The 18,188-nt window shown below is 63.8% G+C and carries 18 protein-coding genes; 8 read left to right on the forward strand and 10 right to left on the reverse strand.

What is annotated here, in order from left to right; genetic code table 11:
* From AC1ECK_RS19280 to AC1ECK_RS19305, 6 genes are all read left to right on the forward strand, one after another.
* Positions 1 to 339: a PP0621 family protein gene (locus AC1ECK_RS19280; RefSeq protein WP_480321655.1), complete on the forward strand. Its 339-nt coding sequence runs from the start codon at positions 1 to 3 to the stop codon at positions 337 to 339.
* A complete protein-coding gene (gene ampD / locus AC1ECK_RS19285) occupies positions 336 to 935 on the forward strand; it encodes a 1,6-anhydro-N-acetylmuramyl-L-alanine amidase AmpD (protein ID WP_480321657.1) in 600 nt (199 codons plus the stop codon). The genes AC1ECK_RS19280 and ampD overlap by 4 nt, the downstream gene beginning before the upstream one ends.
* A 505-nt stretch (positions 936 to 1,440) precedes the next feature.
* The gene (locus AC1ECK_RS19290; RefSeq protein ID WP_480321659.1) at positions 1,441 to 4,452 is read left to right on the forward strand and encodes a ribonucleoside-diphosphate reductase subunit alpha; all 3,012 of its coding nucleotides are present in this window, start codon (positions 1,441 to 1,443) and stop codon (positions 4,450 to 4,452) included.
* Between the two features lie 529 nt (positions 4,453 to 4,981).
* Complete coding sequence (locus AC1ECK_RS19295; protein ID WP_480321661.1) at positions 4,982 to 6,238, forward strand: ribonucleotide-diphosphate reductase subunit beta; 1,257 nt, start codon at positions 4,982 to 4,984, stop codon at positions 6,236 to 6,238.
* Between the two features lie 102 nt (positions 6,239 to 6,340).
* Positions 6,341 to 6,658, forward strand: coding sequence for a hypothetical protein (locus AC1ECK_RS19300; protein ID WP_480321663.1), 318 nt, complete (start codon positions 6,341 to 6,343; stop codon positions 6,656 to 6,658).
* Between the two features lie 30 nt (positions 6,659 to 6,688).
* Positions 6,689 to 7,261, forward strand: coding sequence for a histone H1-like DNA-binding protein (locus AC1ECK_RS19305; RefSeq protein WP_480321665.1), 573 nt, complete (start codon positions 6,689 to 6,691; stop codon positions 7,259 to 7,261).
* A 258-nt stretch (positions 7,262 to 7,519) separates the two neighbouring features.
* On the opposite strand, the gene AC1ECK_RS19310 is transcribed toward AC1ECK_RS19305, so the two are convergent.
* The 10 genes from AC1ECK_RS19310 to AC1ECK_RS19355 form a co-directional block, all read right to left on the reverse strand.
* The gene (locus AC1ECK_RS19310; protein WP_480321667.1) at positions 7,520 to 7,996 is read right to left on the reverse strand and encodes an outer membrane lipoprotein; all 477 of its coding nucleotides are present in this window, start codon (positions 7,994 to 7,996) and stop codon (positions 7,520 to 7,522) included.
* Between the two features lie 28 nt (positions 7,997 to 8,024).
* Positions 8,025 to 8,963 (reverse strand): carbohydrate kinase family protein, encoded by a 939-nt coding sequence (locus tag AC1ECK_RS19315; RefSeq protein WP_480321669.1) that lies wholly within the window; start codon positions 8,961 to 8,963, stop codon positions 8,025 to 8,027.
* Between the two features lie 112 nt (positions 8,964 to 9,075).
* A complete protein-coding gene (tpx, locus tag AC1ECK_RS19320) occupies positions 9,076 to 9,576 on the reverse strand; it encodes a thiol peroxidase (protein ID WP_480321671.1) in 501 nt (166 codons plus the stop codon).
* Between the two features lie 80 nt (positions 9,577 to 9,656).
* Entirely contained in the window at positions 9,657 to 10,862 is a 1,206-nt protein-coding gene (locus tag AC1ECK_RS19325; RefSeq protein ID WP_480321673.1) for a zinc-ribbon and DUF3426 domain-containing protein, read from the reverse strand.
* A 48-nt stretch (positions 10,863 to 10,910) separates the two neighbouring features.
* Entirely contained in the window at positions 10,911 to 11,813 is a 903-nt protein-coding gene (prmA, locus tag AC1ECK_RS19330) for a 50S ribosomal protein L11 methyltransferase (RefSeq protein ID WP_480321675.1), read from the reverse strand.
* Positions 11,814 to 11,816: 3 nt separating this feature from the next.
* Positions 11,817 to 13,184, reverse strand: a complete 1,368-nt coding sequence (gene accC, locus AC1ECK_RS19335) for an acetyl-CoA carboxylase biotin carboxylase subunit (RefSeq protein ID WP_090686734.1) — start codon at positions 13,182 to 13,184, stop codon at positions 11,817 to 11,819.
* Positions 13,185 to 13,405: 221 nt separating this feature from the next.
* Complete coding sequence (gene accB, locus AC1ECK_RS19340; RefSeq protein ID WP_480321677.1) at positions 13,406 to 13,873, reverse strand: acetyl-CoA carboxylase biotin carboxyl carrier protein; 468 nt, start codon at positions 13,871 to 13,873, stop codon at positions 13,406 to 13,408.
* A 69-nt stretch (positions 13,874 to 13,942) separates the two neighbouring features.
* Positions 13,943 to 14,398, reverse strand: coding sequence for a type II 3-dehydroquinate dehydratase (gene aroQ / locus AC1ECK_RS19345; protein WP_480321680.1), 456 nt, complete (start codon positions 14,396 to 14,398; stop codon positions 13,943 to 13,945).
* 194 nt (positions 14,399 to 14,592) lie between these two features.
* The gene (locus AC1ECK_RS19350) at positions 14,593 to 15,144 is read right to left on the reverse strand and encodes a TlpA family protein disulfide reductase (RefSeq protein WP_480321682.1); all 552 of its coding nucleotides are present in this window, start codon (positions 15,142 to 15,144) and stop codon (positions 14,593 to 14,595) included.
* Between the two features lie 10 nt (positions 15,145 to 15,154).
* Entirely contained in the window at positions 15,155 to 15,808 is a 654-nt protein-coding gene (locus AC1ECK_RS19355) for a UDP-N-acetylmuramate--alanine ligase (protein ID WP_480321684.1), read from the reverse strand.
* A 271-nt stretch (positions 15,809 to 16,079) separates the two neighbouring features.
* Between AC1ECK_RS19355 and mpl the strand changes: the two genes are divergently transcribed.
* Together mpl and AC1ECK_RS19365 are read left to right on the forward strand one after the other, a co-directional pair.
* Entirely contained in the window at positions 16,080 to 17,549 is a 1,470-nt protein-coding gene (gene mpl / locus AC1ECK_RS19360) for a UDP-N-acetylmuramate:L-alanyl-gamma-D-glutamyl-meso-diaminopimelate ligase (protein WP_480321686.1), read from the forward strand.
* Positions 17,546 to 18,148 (forward strand): YqiA/YcfP family alpha/beta fold hydrolase, encoded by a 603-nt coding sequence (locus tag AC1ECK_RS19365; RefSeq protein ID WP_480321688.1) that lies wholly within the window; start codon positions 17,546 to 17,548, stop codon positions 18,146 to 18,148. Before mpl ends, AC1ECK_RS19365 begins: the two co-directional genes overlap by 4 nt.
* Positions 18,149 to 18,188: the final 40 nt, after the last annotated feature.

Raw genomic sequence — 18,188 nt, forward strand, 5'->3', positions numbered from 1 at the left:
ATGCGACAAATTTTTCTGCTGATCCTGATGTTCGTCATCGGCCAATGGCTGGTGAAGGCGCTGCGTCGTGCCGACGCGCAAAACGCGCAGCGTACCGGCGCTCCCGGTGGCCCCGGCAGCGGTCGTACCGCCGGCAACGGCGCGGCCGCAGGTCATGGCGCCGGCGCGCAAGCGCGCGCGGCGAACGGGCCGCAACTCCCGGAGCCGATGATCCGTTGCGTCGAGTGCGGCGTGCACGCGCCGGCGAGCGATTCGGTGGTCGTCGCCGGCGAGCCGTTCTGCTGCGCGGCTCACGCGCAACGTCACGCTGCGCGGCCGACGGGCCGCAACGCCCGATGACCGTTGGCTTCACCGTCGACGCCGAGGGTTGGGTGACGGCTGCGCGCAAGCTGCCGTCGCCGAACTTCGAGGCGCGTCCCGAAGGCGCGGTGCCGAGCCTGATCGTGGTGCATAACATCAGTCTGCCGCCCGGCGAGTTCGGCGGCCCCGCGATTGCCGAGCTGTTTCAGAACCGCCTCGATTGCGATGCGCACCCGTACTACGACACCCATCTGCGCGGCGTGCGCGTGTCGGCGCATTTCGTGATCCACCGCGACGGCGCGCTCGAACAATTTGTCTCGTGTGAGCAGCGCGCGTGGCATGCCGGCGCGTCGAATTTTTTCGGCCGCGAGCGTTGCAACGATTTCTCTATCGGCATCGAACTGGAAGGCAGCGACGCAACCGCGTTCGAAGCGGCGCAATACGAGACGCTCGGCGCGTTGGTGAAGACGCTGGCGGCGCGCTATCCGGTCGAGGCGCTCGCTGGTCACTCGGACATCGCGCCGGGTCGCAAGACCGATCCCGGGCCGCATTTCGAGTGGCCGCGCCTGCAGCGCGACAGCGCGCTCGCCGATCAGTATTTCCCCTATCTCAAGTTTTCCAGAAAAACGCCGTAGCGGCCCCGCCCGGCACCTCGCCTACTTTCACGAAATATGCGCAGAGCAAGGCACAGCCTTGTTCTCCGGGCAGCGCCGTCATGCGGCGTGATGTGAAAAGTCAACCCCGCAAGGCCAAATAAATCAATTTGCACCGTCCAGAATCTCCACTATACTTGGTGCCGTAGATTCGATTTAACACTATATGTTGTGTTGTCAGGCGGCGCTTCGCTCATCGGGCATGGCGCCGCAAGCATTCCAGGCGGCGAGAAAAAACATTCCTGCGGCGCAGCCGGTCGAGAGCCGGCAGCATCCAGCAGTATTCAGGAAAGAGGCTTAGCAAGTGATCGCGACACTGACAATGAAGACCACCAACGATTCGAACCAGGCTTCATTGCTGCCGCATCCCGCCACCCGGCTCAGCCGGCCTTTTTCCTGCACCCCATCGCTTGCGCTCGCGGCGGCGCAGCGTTCGTATTAATCCGCGAATTCTCTTCGCACACTTCCAGGACCAGGAGCTTTGCACATGCAAACCACCGATAACGCGTCGACCCGCTACGAGGGCGCATCCACTGGCCAGAACTTCGGCGGCCAGGCGCCGGGCGCACAGGCGCTCGCGCCGCAGTCGACCTTCGCCGACTATAAGGTGATCCGCCGCAACGGCAGCGTGGTGTCGTTCGAGCCGTCGAAGATCGCCATTGCCGTGACGAAGGCCTTTCTGGCCGTCAACGGTGGTCAAGGCGCGGCGTCGGCACGCGTGCGCGAACTGGTCGAGCAGCTCACGCAAAGCGTGGTGCGCGCGCTGCTGCGCAGCCGTCCGAACGGCGGCACCTTCCATATTGAAGACATCCAGGATCAGGTCGAACTCGCGCTGATGCGCGGCGGCGAGCACAACGTCGCTCGTGCGTACGTGCTGTATCGCGAGAAGCGCACTCAGGAGCGCGGCCATGACGCGGCTGACGCGCCGGCCGGCGCGCCGGGTCTGACGGTGACGGACGGCGGCGTCGTGCGCCCGCTGGATATGGCGGCGCTGCGCGGCATCATCGAGTCGGCCTGCGCCAACCTGGGCGACGCCGTGAGCGCCGAGCCGATCGTCGCGGAAACGGTCAAGAACCTGTACGACGGCGTGCCGATGAGCCAGGTCTACGACTCGGCCATCCTCGCCGCGCGCACGATGATCGAAAAAGACCCGGCGTACAGCCAGGTCACCGCACGCATCCTGCTGCACACGATCCGCCGCGAGATCCTCGAAGAGGAAGTCACGCAGGCTGAGATGAGCACGCGCTACGCCGAGTACTTCCCGACCTTCATCAAGCGCGGCGTGCAAGCCGAGCTGCTCGACGAGAAGCTGCAACAGTACGACCTGAAGCGCCTTGGCGCCGCGCTCGACGCCGGGCGCGATCTGCAGTTCGGCTACCTCGGCCTGCAGACGCTGTATGACCGCTACTTCCTGCATAGCGACGGCGTGCGCATCGAAATGCCGCAGGCATTCTTTATGCGTGTGGCAATGGGCCTGGCGCTGAACGAGATCGACCGCGAAGCGCGTGCGATCGAGTTCTACAACGTGCTGTCGAGCTTCGACTTCATGTCGTCCACGCCGACGCTGTTCAACTCGGGCACGCGCCGCTCGCAACTGTCGTCGTGCTATCTGACGACGGTGGACGACGACCTCGACGGCATCTACGAAGCGCTGAAGGAAAACGCGCTGCTGTCGAAGTTCGCCGGCGGTCTGGGCAACGACTGGACGCGCGTGCGTGCGCTCGGTTCGCACATCAAGGGCACCAACGGCAAGTCGCAAGGCGTCGTGCCGTTCCTGAAGGTGGTCAACGACACGGCCGTGGCCGTGAACCAGGGCGGCAAGCGCAAGGGCGCGGTGTGCGCGTACCTGGAATCGTGGCACCTGGACATCGAAGAATTCCTCGAGCTGCGCAAGAACACCGGTGACGACCGTCGCCGTACCCACGACATGAACACGGCGAACTGGATTCCCGACCTGTTCATGAAGCGCGTGCACGAAGGCGGCGACTGGACGCTGTTCTCGCCGTCCACTTGCCCGGATCTGCACGACAAGTTCGGCGCCGAGTTCGAAGCAGCTTACACAGCTTACGAAGACAAGGTCGCGCGCGGCGAGATCAAGCTGTTCAAGAAGATCCCGGCGGCGCAACTGTGGCGCAAGATGCTGGGCATGCTGTTCGAAACCGGCCATCCCTGGATCACGTTCAAGGATCCGTGCAACATCCGTTCGCCGCAGCAGCACGTGGGTGTCGTTCACTCGTCGAACCTGTGCACGGAAATCACGCTGAACACGAGCGACAGCGAAATCGCCGTCTGCAACCTCGGCTCGGTGAACCTGGTCGCCCATCTGAAGGAGCAGGCCGACGGCACGCTGGTGCTCGACCACGACAAGCTGAAGCGCACCGTCAGCGTGGCCATGCGCATGCTCGACAACGTGATCGACATCAACTACTACGCGGTCGCCAAGGCGCGTAACTCGAACCTGAAGCACCGCCCGGTCGGTCTGGGCATCATGGGCTTCCAGGACTGCCTGCATCTGCTGCGCACGCCGTACGCGTCGGAAGAGGCGGTCAAGTTCGCGGATACGTCGATGGAAGCGGTCTGCTACTACGCTTACTACGCGTCCACCGAGCTGGCGCAAGAGCGCGGCCGTTACTCGAGCTACCGCGGCTCGCTGTGGGATCGCGGCATCCTCCCGCAGGACACGCTGAAGCTGCTCGCCGAAGCGCGCGGCGGCTATGTGGAAGTGGATGCGAGCGAGTCGATCGACTGGACGGAGCTGCGTTCGCGCATCGCCACCTACGGCATGCGCAACTCCAACTGCGTGGCGATCGCGCCGACGGCGACGATCTCCAACATCATCGGCGTGTCGGCTTGCATCGAACCGACCTTCCAGAACCTCTATGTGAAGTCGAACCTGTCGGGCGAATTCACGGTGGTCAACGACTACCTGGTGCGCGACCTGAAGGCGCGCGGCCTGTGGGACGAAGTGATGGTCGCCGACCTGAAGTACTTCGACGGCACGCTTTCGCGCATCGACCGCATCCCGGCCGACCTGCGCGCGATCTACGCCACGGCGTTCGAAGTCGATCCGAAGTGGCTGGTCGAAGCGGCCTCGCGTCGTCAGAAGTGGATCGACCAGGCGCAGTCGCTGAACATCTATATGGGCGGCGCATCGGGCAAGAAGCTCGACGAGGTCTACAAGCTCGCATGGCTACGCGGTCTGAAGACCACCTACTACCTCCGCACGATGGCGGCGACCCACGTCGAGAAATCGACGGTAGCGCACGGCGCGCTGAATGCGGTGTCCTCGGGCGGCGGTGAAGGTGCGGGTGGCGCGGGTGGCATCGGCGGCGGCGCGGCAGGCGGCTTCGGCGTGGCCGGCGGCGCAGCGTCGGGCGGTCTGCAAGCGGCAGCAGCGGCGCCGGCGGTCGCGGTCGAAGCGGCTCCCGAAGCCGACGGTCCGGTGTGCATGATGCGTCCGGGCGATCCGGGTTTCGAAGAGTGCGAGGCTTGTCAGTAACACGCACGCGTCGATGCCTGGCATTCGTCAGGCATCGACCGGGCACTCGTCCTTCGCGAGCTTCTGCCTGGTTTGCGGTGGGTAGTTACCCGAACGAAGCAAGGCAGAGCGGGACGAGAGAAGAAGATGTAGAGCAGGCAGGTGAGCGGAGTGGCGGCGCGGAACGCAGCCGCACCGCTTGACCAGCAAACGCAGCGAAGCTGTAGCAAAGCAGCAGCAAAGCAGTAACAGGCAACACGAAGCGCTCGACATGAAGCGCTCAGCATGCGAGCCACTCAAGCTCGCCAGATCTTGCGGCACATTGAACGTCGCCTTGCTCGTGCCGACGAAACAGCAACAGCCAGGGCGACGCACAGAAGCCACGCAACACACGTTTTGATCGCTTCACATGAGGCGTCAGAGACAGTCTGTTGACCAAAGTGTTGTATGAAGGTCGCAACGCGAATCGAAAACAGGATTTTTCATCAGCGAACTCTTTTATCGCTCGTGAAAAGATGGTACAAACCGTTCTAAATTGATGGTGACATTTATGCTCAACTGGGATGACGAGATCACTGCCGTAACTCCCTCGAGCGCGACGCAACTGAACGAGTTGCGCAACGCCTCGGGATCGGCTGTCGGTACGCAAGTCGGAACGCGTCCCGCTCTTCACACTCCCTCGGCTCAGGAAATCTTCGCGAACGACATCGCTGTCGCTCCCGTCGCTGTCCGTGCCGCTACCCAATCTGCCGCTCAAGGCGCCGCTGCCGTTCCGGCCGCCGTCTCCGAAGCGCGCGTGAATGTCGCCGACAAGCGCATCATCAACGGCCAGACTGACGTCAATCAGCTCGTGCCGTTCAAGTACAAGTGGGCGTGGGAGAAGTATCTGTCCGGTTGCGCGAACCACTGGATGCCGCAGGAAATCAACATGTCCCGCGACATCGCCCTGTGGAAAGACCCGAACGGCCTGACCGAAGACGAGCGCCGCATCGTCAAGCGCAACCTCGGTTTCTTCGTTACCGCAGATTCGCTCGCCGCCAACAACATCGTGCTGGGCACCTACCGCCACATCACGGCGCCCGAATGCCGCCAGTTCCTGCTGCGCCAGGCGTTCGAAGAGGCGATCCACACGCACGCCTACCAGTACATCGTCGAATCGCTGGGTCTCGACGAAGGCGAGATCTTCAACGCGTACCACGAGGTTTCCTCGATCCGCGCGAAAGACGAATTCCTGATTCCGTACATCCACGTGCTGACCGATCCGGCCTTCAAGACCGGGACCGTCGAGGCAGACCAGACGCTGCTGCGCTCGCTGATCGTGTTCGCCTGTGTGATGGAAGGGCTGTTCTTCTACGTCGGCTTTACCCAAATCCTGGCGCTCGGCCGCCAGAACAAGATGACCGGCGCGGCGGAACAGTACCAGTACATCCTGCGCGACGAGTCGATGCACTGCAATTTCGGCATCGACCTGATCAACCAGATCAAACTCGAAAATCCGCACTTGTGGACGGCTGAGTTCCGCGCGGAAATCCGCGAAATCTTCAAGCAAGCGGTCGACCTTGAATATCGTTACGCAGAAGACACGATGCCGCGCGGGGTGCTCGGCCTCAATGCGTCGATGTTCAAGAGCTATCTGCGCTTCATCTGCAACCGCCGTTGCCAGCAGATCGGCCTCGATCCGCTGTACCCGAACGAGGAAAACCCGTTCCCGTGGATGAGCGAGATGATCGACCTGAAGAAGGAACGCAACTTCTTCGAGACGCGAGTGATTGAATATCAGACCGGCGGTGCGCTGAGCTGGGAGTGATCCCGGGTGCGCTGCGGTTGAACGCAGTTGGAATGCGAACTCTTTGATGGGGATGCCGCCGGCCGAGGCCGCGGCAATTATGGTTAGGAGCAGAACCGCCTGATGCAAAGCGTGCCCGGTGCCTTAGCGGCCCACAAACATGACAGGCACTTTGCGAACCCTTCAGTGGGATGGGCAAACTTCCCCCCGGAAAAAGCCGCTGGCCCCAAGGCCGGCGGCCCGATCAAACGATTGCCGGCGTCGGAATCCGACGCCGACTGGACTTGGCGCGCGGTGCCCAATGGCACGGCGCGCCTTACCGTATTCATTAGCGTAAGCGCGCAGCAACTGCGTACGCCGATGAATAGCCCGCTTCGTAGCGCGCGCCCTGAGAAGCGTCCGCGGGAAGCGGGTTTTGACGAAGGGTGTAGTTTGAACTGACTCTCATCTGAAAACCTGAAGGAGAAAATGATGGCAACTGCAAAGAAAGCCGCCGCTAAGAAAGTCGCTGTGAAGAAGGTTGCAGCGAAGAAAGCAGCACCGGCAAAGAAAGTCGCTGCTAAGAAAGTCGCAGTGAAGAAGGTCGCAGCCAAGAAAGTCGCTGTGAAGAAGGTTGCAGCGAAGAAGGCAGCACCGGCTAAGAAGGTTGCAGCCAAGAAAGTCGCAGTGAAGAAGGTTGCGGCGAAGAAGGCAGCGCCGGCAAAGAAGGTCGCAGCCAAGAAAGTTGCAGTGAAGAAGGTTGCAGCGAAGAAGGTTGCCAAGAAGGCAGCACCGGCTAAGAAGGCCGCTGCCAAGAAGGCGCCTGCGAAGAAGGCTGCCAAGGCTCCTGCTGCGAAGAAGGCTGCCAAGGCCCCTGCGAAGAAGGCCGCCAAGGCCCCCGCTGCCCCTGCGAAGAAGGCTGCTGCTCCGAAGAAGGCTGTTGCGAAGAAGGCTGCACCGGCACCTGCTGCTCCCGCCGCAACGAGCGCAGCACCGGCAGCTACGGTGAAGACCGCGTTGAACCCGGCTGCAGCATGGCCGTTCCCGACCGGCAGCCGTCCGTAATAGGCTGACGAGTCGTTAGGCACATCTTGATGTGTCCGATGATTGAGTAGCTCGCCAGTCACGCTGCTCAATCACCGTCCCGTCGCTGGGTTTCCGGCGGCGGGATTTTTTTTGCCTGCTGCGTGGGCTCAGGTGCGTTGCCTATGTGCATTTGCTGTGGGCGAAAAAAAACGCATGCACCGCAGCAATCTGCAGGGAAGCGCATGCGTTTGAGGTCGCCGCGGCGCCGACGAGCGGCGCAAGCGGTACAGGGGAAACCTAGTGCGTGACGCGCGTCACGCCGCCGCTGGAGAGCAGCCGCACCCGGTCGCCGGCCTGGAATATCTCGCCGGTCGCGCTTTGCGTGATGGCGCGGATGTCGCCGTTATCGAGACGCACGGTAATCTCGAGACCGTCGCGCATGGCGACGCCGTTCTCGACTGCATTACCGGCCACCGCGCCGGCGATACCGCCGATGATGCCCGTGACGATCGAGCCGCGGCCGCCGCCGATCGCGCTGCCGGCCACGGCACCCAACGCACCGCCGCCGATGGCGCCGAGGCCGCTCGGCTGGCCGTTGTTCGAACTGATCTTCACGGCGCGCACGCTATCGACGGTGCCCATGCGGACCGTTTCTTCGCGCTGCGCCTGCGACGCCGTGTAGACGTCGGCCGAACTGCTGTTATACGCACAGCCCGACATAACTAGCGAACCGACGATCAAGGTGGCGACTACGAGGCGATTTGTTGTTTTCATTCCCTTACTCCCAATTAGCTTTTCGGCATTACGGCAGGTCGTATCCAAACGCCTGCTTGAACCGTTCGTTGATCTCCGCCCGCGTGGGCGCGTAGTTTTGCGGCCCCTGATGCTCGATCTTGAGCGCGCCCATCAGGCTCGCCAGACGGCCCGTGGTGGCCCAGCCAAGCTGCTTCTCGATACCGTAGAGCAGGCCGCCGCGGAAGGCGTCGCCGCAACCGGTCGGGTCGAGCACCTGCTTGGCCTTAACGGCGGGAATCTCTTCGATGCCGTTTGCATGGTGGATTTGCGAACCATGCTCGCCGCGCGTCACGATCAGCGCTTCGACCCGGCTGGCGATCTCTTCGACCGACCAACCCGTTTTGTCGCTCACCAGTTTGGCTTCGTAATCGTTGACAGCCACGTAAGTAGCAAGTTCAATCGTGCGCCGCAGCGCCGCGCCGTCGAACAGCGGCAAGCCTTGGCCCGGATCGAAGATAAACGGCACGCCGGCGGCCGCCAACCGTTCGGAGTGCTGGATCATGCCTTGGTAGCCGTCCGGTCCCACGATGGCGAGCGTGATGTCTTTCGCCTCGTCAGCGTGGTTGAGGTGCGCCTGCATCATCGCACCCGGGTGGAAGGCGGTGATCTGGTTGTTTTCGAGATCGGTGGTGATCATCGCCTGCGCCGAATACGTGTCCGGCAGGACGAGGACGTGTTCGCGCGAGAGGCCGAGCTGGTCGAAGCGGTCGAGATAGAGTTGCGCGTCGACGGCGCCGAGCGTGCCCATGATGCGCGCGTCGCCGCCCAGCAGGTGCAGCGAGTAAGCCATGTTGCCCGCGCAGCCGCCGAACTCGCGGCGCATCGTCGGCACAAGGAAGCTCACGTTCAGGATATGGACCTGCTCCGGCAGGATGTGCTCCCGAAAGCGGCCCTCAAAGGTCATGATGTTGTCGTAGGCGAGCGAACCGCAAATCAGCGTAGCCAAGGCGAGTAGTCCTCTAGAAGTCGAACTGGGTAAAACACTTAACAAAGGTAAAGCAGGCCACGATGCAAAAGCGCCGCGCTCGAGGCGCGGCGCTGCAGCGGGCGCGAGACGCTTACTTCAGTGCGGCGAGCGCTGCCTCGTAGTTCGGCTCGTTCTTGATTTCGCTGACGAGTTCGGCGTGAACCACGTTGTCGTTTTCGTCGATGACGACCACGGCGCGCGCCGTCAGGCCGGTCAGCGGGCCGCTCGTGACGTCGACGCCATAGGCTTGCGCGAATTCATGGCCGCGGAACGTCGATGCGGTCAGGACGTTTTCGATGCCTTCAGTCGTGCAGAAGCGCGTGGCCGCAAACGGCAGGTCGCCCGACACGACGATCACGGCCGTGTTCGACAGCTTGCCGGCGGCTTCGTTGAACTTGCGCGTGGAGGTTGCGCAGGTCGGCGTGTCGAGGCTCGGCACGATGTTCAGTACTTTGCGCTTGCCGGCGAAATCGGCGAGCGTGACCGGCTTGAGATCCTTGCCGATCAGCGAGAAGGCGGGCGCCTTCTGGCCTGTGCTCGGGAACGTGCCGGCTACTTCGATCGGGTTGCCACCCAGCGTGACTTGACTCATGTTGTGCTCCGAAGATTCGTCAGGGATTGACGGTAAATGCGCCCGGCGGACCAGGCGCGCAAGAATGCTGCTGCTTGTATTCAAGGGTAAAAAATCTGTACCCGGAAATTCGTTGCGACTGTGTTGCCGGTATCCAGATGCACGATCATGGTTTGGGTCGTGCGAGCGGGTAGTCCGGCCGCGATCGGCGTGCCGGGCTTCACGTAGTCCTGCGGCCACAGCACGCGGCGCACGGCGACGTTGTTCTGGTCGTCGAGCAGCGTGAGCTCGATGGCCGGGTAGGCGAGCGCCACGTTATAGCGATTGCGCAGCGGCATCTTCAGTTCGAGCTTGTGCGGGCCGTCGATCTGCCGCAGATCGGACGGCTCGACCTGCAGGCCGTCGATCGCGTGTGGCGGCGCGACCGTGCAGCCAAGCGGCGCGCAGGCCTGCGCGTAGAGCGTTTGCGAGTCCGGCCAATCTACCATGACCGTTTCGCGTTGCCACCACGCGAGTTGCGCCAGCAGTCCGAGCAACAGCAGCAACGCGACGAGCGCGCCGACGATGCGCCAGCCGAGGCGGCGCGGCGCGGGTGCACGGGTTTCGCGGACGACCGGAAACGGATCGGCTTCTCCCGCGGGCGGATTGACGGCGAAAGGAGGGGCCGCTGCCGCCGCGCCGAAGTGCGGCTCGGGATCCGGGGCGCTGCGCAGCAGGGCGGCGGCCGCTTGTGCCTCTTCTTCCAACGCGGGTTCGTTCTTGGGATGTTCCAGCGGCCGCCCTGGTTGCGGCGCCGCCGCGGAGGCGACTTCAGGTGCGGCTTCGGCCGCTTGCTGGCTCGCTTTGCCGAGCGGCTCGGCGCCGGCCGCAAACGCGGCTTCCCGCTCGGGAGCCGCATCCGCTTCGGCGCTTGCCGCCCGCGTCTGCCGTTCGTCGGCATGCTGCGGCATGACCGCGACGCTGGCGGCAACGGGCGCGAGCGGTAGGTTGGTCGCGTTGTGGAGCAAGCTCTGGTCGATGGTGGCGTCAGGCTGCGGAGCCCACGGGTTCCAGGCCTCGGCGCTGAAATCCAGTGCTTTGGGCGGCGCACTGGCGCTACTGTCCGCGCTCAGCGCGCTGACGGCTGCCGGGGAAACCGGGCTGGCGGTGGAGAAATCGGCGCCCTCGGCGGTTTCGTACAGACTGCTCGAAGCGTCGAACACTTCCTGGCAATGCCCGCAGCGCACAAGGCCGCGGCGCAGCGAGAGCTGCGCGGGCTGGAGCCGGAAGACCGTTTCGCAGAAAGGACAGCGGGTCGCCAGGAGCATATTGAGCCGGTTGGCCGCGGGGCCGTTGGTTGGACAATACGTCTTATTCTAATGGCTTTCCCGACGCGTTCCCGTCAGGCACACCCAACCTTCGTGTTCGCGCCAGACGGCGATGTCGATCCACTGTTGATAAACCCGTGCAACTTCCTCCGCCTGACGCGCGAGGATGCCCGACAGCGCGAGGCGGCCGCCCGGTTTCACCTTCGAGGACAGCATCGAGGCCATCAGCTTGAGCGGGTTGGACAGAATATTGGCGACAACAATATCGAACTCGCCGGCCGGGCAATCGTCAGGCAGGCCGTAGGTGACCTCGGCGCGGTTGCGCTCGCTGTTGTGACGGGCGGACTCGACCGCTTGCGGATCGATGTCGATCCCGTAGACCGGGTTCGCGCCGCACTTCTTCGCGAGAATGGCGAGGATGCCCGAGCCGCAGCCGTAGTCGAGCACCGACTGGTTCGGTACGACCGCCTGCTCCAGCCACTCCATGCACAGGCGCGTGGTCGGATGGCTGCCGGTGCCGAAGGCGAGGCCAGGGTCAAGTTCGAGCACGAGGGCGTCGGGGTCCGGCGCGTCGTGCCACGACGGCACAACCCAGATGCGCTGGCCGATCGGAATCGGATCGAACTGCGACTGCGTGAGCCGCACCCAATCCTGCTCTTCCACTTCTCGTACGCTGAATGCCGGGGCGGGGGAGAGGCCCAGTTCGTTGGCCGCCGCCGTCAACAGCACGGCGGGGTCGTGTTCGGGCGCGAGCAGCGCGATCACGCGCGAGTGCTGCCAGGCTGTGCGATCAGGCGTAAGACCGGGCTCGCCGAAGAGCGGCTGCTCGTCGGGCGTATCGGCATCCGCGTCTTCCACCGACACGGACAAGGCACCCAGCTCGAGCAGCGCATCGGATAGCTCCTCTGCGTGCTCACGTGCCAGCTCGACGATCAGTTCCCGGTAACTCATGACTTACGCTTCTTCCGGTGCGGCCTGCAGCTTTGCAGCCAGCCGGTTTTCGAGGTAGTGAATGCTGGTGCCGCCCTCGACGAACTTGGCGTCGAGCATCAGCTCGCGATGCAGCGGGATGTTGGTCTGAATGCCTTCCACCACCATCTCCGAGAGCGCGATACGCATCCGCTTGATGGCCTGCTCGCGGGTTGCGCCGTAAGCGATCAGCTTGCCGATCATCGAATCGTAGTTCGGCGGCACGAAATAGCCGTTGTAAGCGTGCGAATCGACGCGGATGCCGGGGCCGCCCGGCATATGCCACGACGTCAGGCGTCCCGGCGACGGGGTGAACTTGAACGGATCTTCGGCGTTGATCCGGCATTCGATTGCATGGCCCTTGAACACGATGTCGCGCTGACGGAAGGCGAGCTTTTCGCCGGCCGCAATGCGGATCTGTTCCTGAACAATGTCGACGCCGGTAATCAGCTCGGTCACAGGGTGTTCGACCTGCACGCGCGTGTTCATCTCGATGAAGTAGAACTCGCCGTTTTCGTAGAGAAATTCGAACGTGCCCGCGCCGAGATAGCCCATCTTTTTGCAGGCATCCGCGCAGCGATCGCCGATGCGGTCGATCAGACGGCGCGCAATCCCCGGCGCCGGCGCTTCTTCGATCACCTTCTGGTGACGGCGCTGCATCGAACAATCGCGCTCGCCCAGCCACACCGCGTTCTTGAACGAGTCGGACAGCACCTGGATTTCGATGTGCCGCGGGTTCTCCAGGAATTTCTCCATGTAGACCTGCGGGTTGCCGAAGGCACGGCCGGCTTCTTCACGCGTCATGTTGACCGCGTTGACGAGCGCCGCTTCCGTGTGGACCACGCGCATGCCGCGGCCGCCGCCACCACCGGCCGCCTTGATGATCACCGGATAGCCGACCTGGCGGGCAATTTTCACGATCTCTTTCGGATCGTCCGGCAACGCGCCTTCAGAACCCGGCACGCACGGCACGCCGGTCTTGATCATGGTCTGCTTGGCGGTCACCTTGTCGCCCATCATCCGGATCGTTTCCGGGCGCGGGCCGATGAAGGTGAAGCCGGACTGCTCGACGCGCTCGGCGAAGTCGGCGTTCTCGGAGAGGAAGCCGTAGCCGGGGTGAATCGCCTCGGCGTCGGTGACTTCGGCCGCGCTGATCAGCGCCGGCATGTTCAGGTAGCTCAGGTTCGAAGGCGCCGGGCCGATACAGACGGCCTCGTCGGCGAGCTTCACATACTTGGCTTCCTTGTCGGCTTCGGAATAGACGACGACCGTCTTGACGCCGAGCTCGCGGCACGCGCGCTGGATCCGGAGTGCGATCTCGCCACGATTGGCAATGAGAATTTTTTCAAACATAGCGGGTTTTCGACTCATCAATGGGCGCCGGTTGATCACAACGCGGCCGCCTCAGGGGCCCCGACCCGGCGCTTCGCGCCAGGCCCCCCGAGGGGAGCAATCCCCCCAGGGGACTTCCTCCGGGGCGGAAAACTTGGGGCGGCCCGGCGTTTTCTAGCGAGGATCGGTCGCGCGCCCCGGGTCTGGCAGGCGCGCGGACGGCAAACGCAAAGCGTGCCGCGTTAGCCGACCACGAACAGCGGTTGACCGTATTCGACGGCTTGCCCGTTGTCGACGAGGATTTCCTTGATCACGCCGGACTTGTCCGACTCGATTTCGTTGAGCAGCTTCATGGCTTCGATGATGCAGATCGTCTGGCCTTCCTTGACCGTATCGCCCACTTGGACGAACGGCTCGGCGCCCGGCGACGGCGCACGGTAGAACGTGCCGACCATCGGCGAGGTCACCACATGGCCCTGCGGTGCGGCGGCCGGCGCGACCGGTGCAGCGACAGCCGGTGCGTCTGCGGGAGCCGCCGCAACCGGTGCGGGCGCGGCGTACTGCGGCGCGTAGGAAGCGGACGGCTGGACGTAAACCGGCGGCGCATTCTTGACGATGCGGACCTTGCCTTCGCCTTCGGTCACTTCCAGTTCCGAAATGCCGGACTCGGAGACGAGGTCGATCAGAGTCTTCAGTTTACGTAGATCCATTGGGCATCCCCTTTCAATGCGTGAAGTGCCGGCGGCGCTGCCTGCCGGCCCAGAATGAGTTTGTTGGAATCAGCCGCGCGACGAGCCGGCGGCAAGCCGGTCGAGCGCGAATTCGAGTGCGTACAGATATCCCTTCCAGCCGAGGCCGCAAATCACGCCCTCTGCCTGGTCGGAGAAATACGAGTGGTGCCTGAACGGTTCGCGACGATGCACGTTCGACAGATGAATCTCGACGAACGGGATGCCGACCCCCGCCAGTGCGTCCCGAATCGCCACGCTGGTGTGCGTGTACGCGGCGGGATTGATCAGAATGAAAGCGGTTTTTTCGATCCGTGCGGACTGGATGCGATCGACCAGGGCGCCTTCATGGTTGCTCTGGAACGACGCCAATTCGACGCCGGCGTCCGCTGCGCGGTCGGCCAGCGCCTGATCGATCTGCGGCAGCGTCACGTGACCATAGACCTCCGGTTCCCGGGTGCCGAGAAGGTTGAGGTTAGGTCCGTGCAGTACCAGCAGTCGCGTCATGGTCGCTTCTATTTCCGTGGAATTGGCCGCACTTTAGCGCTGATTAGAGAAACTTGTCTAGTTTCACGCGCAGAAGGAATGATTCCGCTGGCTTTCGGCCAGGCGCCGGGACACGCATCTTCTCGCAATTTTATGCAATTTGCGCGTAATCCGGCCTGTTCCGACCACAATTAAACCTTAGGACAATGTGAAATTTACAGCGCGTCGAGCGTCCGTTTTAGCTCGTTCGGCTGAATTTGACCTAATTTTGTCGACCGAACGTTGCCTTTTGCGTCGATGACGACCGTAAACGGCAGTCCGCCCGCATTATTGCCGAAGGTCCGGGCGAGGTCCGCGCCGCCGAAGCCGATCACATAGACCGGGTAGTCGACCCGCACCTTCTCGAGGAAGGCTTTTACATTTTTGTCGGAATCGACGCCAAGTCCGACGAATTCAATGCCTTTCTTTGCATACTCGCGATGCAACTGCGCGAGCGACGGCATTTCCTCTACACATGGTCCGCACCATGAGGCCCAGAAGTTGATCACCACCGGGTGCCCTTTGAACAGGCTCAGCGACTGCGGCTTGCCATCGGGACTAGTGACGGGCGCCGCCCACAACTGCGCTACGGCGCTTTGCGGCGCCGGCTGGGCAGCCTGCGCGAGCTCCACGCCATCCGCGTTCAGCACGCTGTGGCCGGTGAGTGCGCCCACGCTTGCCGCGATCATCGCTACAACTGCAATGGCGAGTATCCGCTTGGTCTTCATTGCTATCCGATCAATTGTTGGGGGAAGTCACGCTGCTCTCGTCGAGCAGCGCCTGCACGGCCTGGGCGCTGGCCCGCGCGTGACGGCCGCGGGCGTCGGCGCGCACCGCGCCGCGCAAGTCGTCGGTGCCGTATAGCGCGACATGCACGCCGACCGGCTCGGCGCCCTGCGCCTCGCGCTCGGGCCGCCACATGAAGCTGAGCGTCTCGACATAGCCGCGGCCGGCGAAATGGCGCGTCTCCGAGACATCGTATTGCACGTTGGCGTTGAGGAAATAGATCGCGACGTCTTTAGGGTTGTCGCAGAACGCCTGCAGATACACATCCGAGTGTTCGCCCGCCGTGCCGTTCAGCACGGCGCCGGTCAGATACGGGTTGAACGGGGCGAGCCGCTGCATCCAGTCGAGCGCGACGCCGCGCAGGCGGCGCAGCACGGCCGGCTGGCTGTCGCCCTGGAAGAGCGACTGGTATTCGCGGATTTCCTCTTCGATCTGGTCGTTATCCGGCAGCCATTCGCCAGCCACGCGCGTCTCCCCGACGACCTGCCGCGCAGCCTTGCGCTTGGCCGTGGAGTAGTCCAGACCGTCCTCGGCGATCATCCGCGCAGCGGCGATGGCGATTTCCTCGCGCACCCGCTGCGGATCGAAATGTGATTTGCGAACCATCTCACAATCATACTAGAGATTGAAGGGCGCCCTTTATGGGGGCGGTCGTCCGCGCACCGGGCTGCCGGGGGGCATCCGGGCTGCGCTTTCCAGGCTACCCGCTGCTGCGCATGTGGTGTTCGCCGACCCCGGACGGGCCGGGGCGCTCCCTTGCTGCGTAGGGCGATCGAAGGGTGTCGGTTACAATAGCGTCCTTCGCAGACGGGCCTTTTCGGCCCCTCCTGCGCACCTCCTCCCACGCAAAAATTCGCCCGCGCGGCACGACAGGCTTATGCACATCCACATCCTCGGCATCTGCGGCACGTTCATGGGCGGTCTCGCGGTACTCGCGCGCGGCGCCGGGCACACGGTGACCGGCTGTGACGCAGGTGTCTACCCGCCCATGAGCACGCAACTCGAGGCCCAGGGGATCCGTCTTATAGAGGGTTACGGCGCGGAGCAGCTCGATCTGAACCCCGATCTGTTCGTGATCGGCAATGTGGTGTCGCGCGGCAATCCGCTGATGGAGGCGATTCTCGACCGCGGCCTGCCCTATGTGTCGGGCCCGCAATGGCTCGGCGAGCATGTGCTGAACGGCAAGTGGGTGCTGGCGGTAGCCGGCACGCACGGCAAGACGACCACCAGCTCGATGCTCACCTGGCTGCTCGAGGACGCCGGCCTGAACCCGGGCTTTCTGATCGGCGGCGTACCGCTTAACTTTGGCGTCTCGGCGCGGCTGACCGATTCGAGCTTCTTCGTGATCGAAGCCGACGAGTACGACACGGCGTTCTTCGACAAGCGCTCGAAGTTCGTCCACTACCGGCCGCGCACGGCGATCCTCAACAACCTCGAATTCGATCACGCCGACATTTTCCCCGATCTCGCCGCTATCGAGACCCAGTTCCACCATCTGGTTCGTACCGTGCCCGGGATTGGGCGGATCGTGACCAACGGCCGTGAGGACGCGCTCGAACGGGTGCTCACGCGCGGCTGCTGGAGCGAAGTGGAGCGCTTCGGCGTGCAGGGCGGCTGGCAGGCGCTGCCGGCCGAAGACGGCGTGCCCGTCGACGAACGCTTTGCGGTGTATCACAACGGTATGCGCGTGGGCGTGGTCGAGTGGCAGGTGCAGGGCGAGCACAACCGCATGAACGCAATCGCGGCGATCGCGGCGGCGCGCAGTGTCGGCGTGCCGCCGGCCCAGGCCGCGCAGTCGCTGGCGAGCTTTCGCAATGTGAAGCGCCGCATGGAAGTGCGCGGCAGCGTCGACGGCGTGACCGTGTACGACGACTTCGCGCACCATCCCACCGCGATCGAAACGACCGTCGCCGGTCTGCGCACGCGGGTCGGGCGCGAACGCACACGCATTCTTGCGGTGCTGGAACCGCGCTCGAACACGATGAAACTGGGTGTGATGAAAGCGCAATTACCCGGCAGCCTCGCTGACGCGGACCTCGTGTTCGGCTATGGCGCACCCACCGGGCGCGACGCGCTGGGCTGGGATCTCGGCGAAGCGCTGGCGCCGCTCGGCGCCAAGGCGAAGGCCTTTGACAATCTCGATGCGCTCGTCAAAGCGGTCGTGGCGGCGGCACAGCCCGGCGACCAGGTGCTGGTGATGAGCAATGGCGGCTTTGGCGGCGTTCATCAGAAGCTGCTCGATGCGCTTTCGGTGCGACCGGCTGAGGTGCGGCCGGCTCAGGAGCGCTCGGCCGAGGCGCCAAAAGCTGGCGCGCAAGCGGCGTCACCCGGGCGGGGCGCAGCGTGATCCTCTATCTGCATGGCTTCCGCTCGTCGCCGAATTCGTTCAAGGCGCGCGTGATGGCGGCGCGCCTGGCGGAACTCGGCCGCTCGGCGGAGTGGTGCTGCCCGATGTTGCCGGTGTCGCCACTCGAGACGATCGCGCTGGCTGAATCGCTGGTCGCCGCAGCGGCGGGCGAGCGCGTCACCGTGATCGGCAGTTCGCTGGGCGGCTATTTCGCCACGCACCTGGCCGAAAAGCACGGCTGGCAAGCGGCGCTGCTGAATCCGGCGGTCGTGCCGCAGCGCGATCTCAGCCAGTATCTCGGCGAACAGCCGCTGTGGCACGGCGGCGGCAGCATCGTGGTCGAGCGGCATCACTTGGATGAGTTGCGCTCGCTCGGGGTCGCATCGATCACGCGGCCCGAACGCTATTATTTGTTAGCAGCGACTGGCGACGAAGTGCTCGACTACCGCGAGATGCTCGCGCACTATCCGGGCGCCCGCACCACGCTGATTGAAGGCAGCGACCACGCGATCAGCGAGTTCGAGCAGTATGTCGACGACGTGCTCGCCTTTTGCGACGCAAAGGATTTAGAACCGCCGGCGCCATGCGCGGCGGCCTGATTCGTTGATTCATACCGCCCGCGCCCGGCATGGGCGCAGC

Source organism: Paraburkholderia sp. SSBN10T, assembly GCF_056619545.1.